At 57.5% G+C, this 1,604-nt stretch carries 1 rRNA gene (running past one end of the window); it reads left to right on the top strand.

Annotated elements, in window-relative coordinates:
* Positions 1-1,583 (top strand): 23S ribosomal RNA (locus AB0N14_RS39540); it begins 1,373 nt to the left of the window's first position.
* Positions 1,584-1,604 lie beyond the last annotated feature (21 nt).

Below are 1,604 nucleotides of genomic sequence, written 5' to 3'. Positions count from 1 at the left end.
TCGAATCCAGTGATGCTAAGCCCGTGAAGCCGCCCTGATCTCTTCGGAGTTGAGGGGAGTGGTGGAGCCGGTGGTCCGAGCTGGTAGTAGGTGAGTGATGGGGTGACGCAGGAAGGTAGTCCATCCCGGGCGGTGGTTGTCCCGGGGTAAGGGTGTAGGCCGGTGTGTAGGCAAATCCGCACACCTTGTGGCTGAGACCTGATGCCGAGCCGATTGTGGTGAAGTGGATGATCCTATGCTGTCGAGAAAAGCCTCTAGCGAGTTTCGTGGCGGCCCGTACCCTAAACCGACTCAGGTGGTCAGGTAGAGAATACCGAGGCGTTCGGGTGAACTATGGTTAAGGAATTCGGCAAAATGCCCCCGTAACTTCGGGAGAAGGGGGGCCATGCCTGGTGATGGGTTTTGCGCCCTGAGCTGGGGGTGGCCGCAGAGACCAGCGAGAAGCGACTGTTTACTAAAAACACAGGTCCGTGCGAAGCCGTAAGGCGATGTATACGGACTGACGCCTGCCCGGTGCTGGAACGTTAAGGGGACCGGTTAGCTCACTTTCGGGTGGGCGAAGCTGAGAACTTAAGCGCCAGTAAACGGCGGTGGTAACTATAACCATCCTAAGGTAGCGAAATTCCTTGTCGGGTAAGTTCCGACCTGCACGAATGGCGTAACGACTTCTCGACTGTCTCAACCATAGGCCCGGTGAAATTGCACTACGAGTAAAGATGCTCGTTTCGCGCAGCAGGACGGAAAGACCCCGGGACCTTTACTACAGTTTGATATTGGTGTTCGGTTCGGCTTGTGTAGGATAGCTGGGAGACTGTGAAGCCTGGACGCCAGTTCGGGTGGAGTCGTCGTTGAAATACCAGTCTGGTCGTGCTGGATGTCTAACCCGGGTCCGTGATCCGGATCGGGGACAGTGTCTGATGGGTAGTTTAACTGGGGCGGTTGCCTCCTAAAGGGTAACGGAGGCGCCCAAAGGTTCCCTCAGCCTGGTTGGCAATCAGGTGTTGAGTGTAAGTGCACAAGGGAGCTTGACTGTGAGACCGACGGGTCGAGCAGGGACGAAAGTCGGGACTAGTGATCCGGCGGTGGCTTGTGGAAGCGCCGTCGCTCAACGGATAAAAGGTACCCCGGGGATAACAGGCTGATCTTCCCCAAGAGTCCATATCGACGGGATGGTTTGGCACCTCGATGTCGGCTCGTCGCATCCTGGGGCTGGAGTCGGTCCCAAGGGTTGGGCTGTTCGCCCATTAAAGCGGTACGCGAGCTGGGTTTAGAACGTCGTGAGACAGTTCGGTCCCTATCCGCTGTGCGCGTAGGAGTCTTGAGAAGGGCTGTCCCTAGTACGAGAGGACCGGGACGGACGAACCTCTGGTGTGCCAGTTGTTCTGCCAAGGGCATGGCTGGTTGGCTACGTTCGGGAGGGATAACCGCTGAAAGCATCTAAGCGGGAAGCCTGCTTCGAGATGAGGACTCCCACCCACTTGATGGGGTAAGGCTCCCAGTAGACGACTGGGTTGATAGGCCAGGTCTGGAAGCCCGGTAACGGGTGGAGGTGACTGGTACTAATAGGCCGAGGGCTTGTCCTCAGGTGCTCGCGTCCACTGTGT

The organism is Streptomyces sp. NPDC051104 (genome assembly GCF_040682835.1).
Classification (GTDB): domain Bacteria; phylum Actinomycetota; class Actinomycetes; order Streptomycetales; family Streptomycetaceae; genus Streptomyces; species Streptomyces cynarae.
This window is presented reverse-complemented; position numbering and strand designations above follow the sequence as displayed.